Source organism: Natrialba sp. SSL1 (assembly GCF_001861355.1).
GTDB lineage: Archaea > Halobacteriota > Halobacteria > Halobacteriales > Natrialbaceae > Natrialba.
This window is the reverse complement of sequence record NZ_MASN01000008.1, coordinates 1-2,492: the sequence shown is the minus strand read 5'-3', so window position 1 is coordinate 2,492 and position 2,492 is coordinate 1. Positions and strand designations below refer to the sequence as shown.

The 2,492-nt window shown below is 57.0% G+C and carries 2 rRNA genes; both read left to right on the top strand.

From position 1 onward, the window contains the following. A 23S ribosomal RNA gene (locus tag BBD46_RS02520) occupies positions 1-2,232 on the top strand; the annotation flags it as partial. A 127-nt stretch (positions 2,233-2,359) separates the two neighbouring features. Beyond that, positions 2,360-2,481 (top strand): 5S ribosomal RNA (gene rrf / locus BBD46_RS02515). The last annotated feature ends 11 nt before the right edge of the window (positions 2,482-2,492 follow it).

Below are 2,492 nucleotides of genomic sequence, written 5' to 3'. Positions count from 1 at the left end.
AGGGAAACCGACATGGCCGCAGTCTTACGACGAGGGCCGCCGTGTTCAAGCGCGGGGAGTCAAACGGGCACGACCCGAAACTGGATGATCTAGACGTGGGCAAGGTGAAGCGTGCCGAAAGGCACGTGGAGGCCTGTTAGTGTTGGTGTCCTACAATACCCTCACGTGACCTACGTCTAGGGGTGAAAGGCCCATCGAATCCAGAAACAGCTGGTTCCAACCGAAAGATGTCGAAGCATCACCTCTGCCGAGATAGTTCATGGGGTAGAGCGACGGATTGGGGGACCGCACTCCGAGAGGAGTGCGCCCCCCTGTCCAACTCCGAACCTATGAACGTCGTTCGACGCAGGGAGTCCGGTGCACGGGGTAAGCCTGTGTACCGTAAGGGAGACAACCCAGAGCTGGGTTAAGGTCCCAAAGTGTGGATTAAGTGCGATCGAAGGTGGTCTCAAGCCCTAGACAGCCGGGAGGTGAGCTTAGAAGCAGCTACCCTCTAAGAAAAGCGTAACAGCTTACCGGCCGAGGTTTGAGGCGCCCAAAATGATCGGGGCTCAAATCCACCACCGAGACCTAGTCGTGCCCCTCACAGGGCAATCGCGTAGGTTGGCGTTCTGTTCGGGTGGAAGCACGGTCGAGAGATCGTGTGGACCGTTCAGTAACGAAAATCCTGGTCATAGTAGCAGCGTTAGTCGGGTTAGACCCCCGACGGCCGAACGAGTAAGGGTTCCTCAGCAATGCTAATCAGCTGAGGGTTAGCCGGTCCTAAGTCAGCCCGTAAGTCGAAGCTGACAACAGGGAAATAGGTTAATATTCCTATGCCGGTATGCAATTAAAGTTGACGCTTTGGGGCCACCCAGGCCGGGCCTTCGCCCGGTTGAACAGTCGAAGAGCGTGGAAGCCGTAATGGCACGAAGCGATCGAATGGCTGGATAACGTAAGCTGGGTCAACCCAGAGCCCGTGAAAAGACGAGCATACTGTCCGTACCGAGATCCGACACAGGTACTCATGGCGGCGAAAGCCAAGGTCTGTCGGGAGCAACCGACGTTAGGGAATTCGGCAAGTTAGTCCCGTACGTTCGCAATAAGGGATGCCTGCCTCGGAAAGAGGCAGGTCGCAGTGACTCGGGCGCTCCGACTGTCTAGTAACAACATAGGTGACCGCAAATCCGCAAGGACTCGTACGGTCACTGAATCCTGCCCAGTGCGGGTATCTGAACACCCCTTACAAGGGGACGAAGGACCCGTTAACGGCGGGGGTAACTATGACCCTCTTAAGGTAGCGTAGTACCTTGCCGCTTCAGTAGCGGCTTGCATGAATGGATCAACGAGAGCGCCACTGTCCCAACGTTGGGCCCGGTGAACTGTACGTTCCAGTGCGGAGTCTGGAGACCCCCAAGGGGAAGCGAAGACCCTATAGAGCTTTACTGCAGGCTGTCACTGAGACGTGGTCGCCATTGTGCAGCATAGGTAGGAGCCGTTACACAGGTACCCGCGCTAGCGGGCCACCGAGGCAGCATTGAAATACTACCCGATGGTGACTGCGACTCTCACTCCTGGCGGAGGACACTGGTAGCCGGGCAGTTTGACTGGGGCGGTACGCGCCTGAAAAGATATCGGGCGCGCCCCAAGATTTCCTCACCCGCGTCGGAGACGCGGGAAAGAGCGCAAGAGCATACGGAAGTCTGACAGTGTCCGGCACAACGACGGACGCTGACGCGAAAGCGTGGTCTAGCGAACCAATTAGGCTGCTTGATGCGGCCAATTGCTGACAAAAAAGCTACCTTAGGGATAACAGAGTCGTCACCCGCAAGAGCACATATCGACCGGGTGGCTTGCTACCTCGATGTCGGTTCCCTCCATCCTGCCCGTGCAGAAGCGGGCAAGGGTGAGGTTGTTCGCCTATTAAAGGAGGTCGTGAGCTGGGTTTAGACCGTCGTGAGACAGGTCGGCTGCTATCTATTGGGGGTGTTATGGTTCCTGACGGGAACGTTCGTATAGTACGAGAGGAACTACGAATGGGTGCCACTGGTGTACCGGCTGTTCGAAAGAGCACGTGCCGGGCAGCCACGCACCACGGGGTAAGAGCTGAACGCATCTAAGCTCGAAACCCACCTGGAAAAGAGGAGCCACTGAGGCCACTCGTAGAAGACGAGATCGATAGACTCGGGGTGTACGCACCAAGGCAACGAGGTGTTGAGCCCGCGAGCACTAATCGGCCAAGCCACACATTCATACATTACATCGCATTGGATCCGTGACGCGAGAACGGGTCCGGACGTAAACTGGACTACACGTACAACACGGTCAGAAGCGACCACTGATATTGGTATTGTCACGGTTCGATTCCGTGGATCAGCGTTAAGGCGGCCATCGCGGCGGGGTTCCTCCCGTACCCATCCCGAACACGGAAGATAAGCCCGCCTGCGTATTGGTGAGTACTGGAGTGGGAGACCCTCTGGGAGAGCCGATTCGCCGCCCCCACTCATACTTCA